At 56.5% G+C, this 517-nt stretch carries 1 protein-coding gene; it reads left to right on the plus strand.

Translation table 11 applies throughout. The features are described from left to right. Positions 1–3: 3 nt before the first annotated feature. Positions 4–517, plus strand: a 514-nt coding sequence (locus HKD31_RS15970) for a transposase (RefSeq protein WP_228120981.1), incomplete at its 3' end; no start/stop codon positions are given.

The following is a 517-nucleotide window of genomic DNA, read 5'->3' on the forward strand; positions in this document are numbered from 1 at the left end:
TGGATGATGATGCAGCCCGGTTTTTTTGATGTTGAAGATCGCCTGGCTCGTCTGAGTGGGCTTGGTGACCAGCTCGAAGCGTTTTCCCGGACTGTGGATTTTGAAGTATTCCGTCCTGACCTGGAGAAGGCTCTGGCCTATGCGGACGGGAGCAAAGGCGGCCGTCCGCCGTTTGATCCGGTGCTGATGTTCAAAATCCTGGTGATCCAGACGCTGAATAATCTGTCCGATGAACGGACGGAATATCTGATCAATGACCGCCTGTCCTTCATGCGTTTTCTTGGTCTGGGGCTGTCAGATCGCGTGCCCGATGCCAAAACGGTCTGGCTGTTTCGCGAGCGTCTGACACAGGCGGGTGCGGTCGATGGTCTGTTCAATCGCTTTGATGCAACCCTGCGGAACGCTGGTTATCTCCCGATGTCAGGGCAGATCCTGGATGCAACGCTGGTCGCGGCTCCCAGGCAGCGCAACACAAATGCTGAGAAAGCGGATCTGCGTGAAGGGCGGATCCCACAGG

It is taken from the genome of Gluconobacter potus (assembly GCF_015244705.1).
In the GTDB taxonomy this organism is placed as follows: Bacteria; Pseudomonadota; Alphaproteobacteria; order Acetobacterales; family Acetobacteraceae; genus Gluconobacter; species Gluconobacter potus.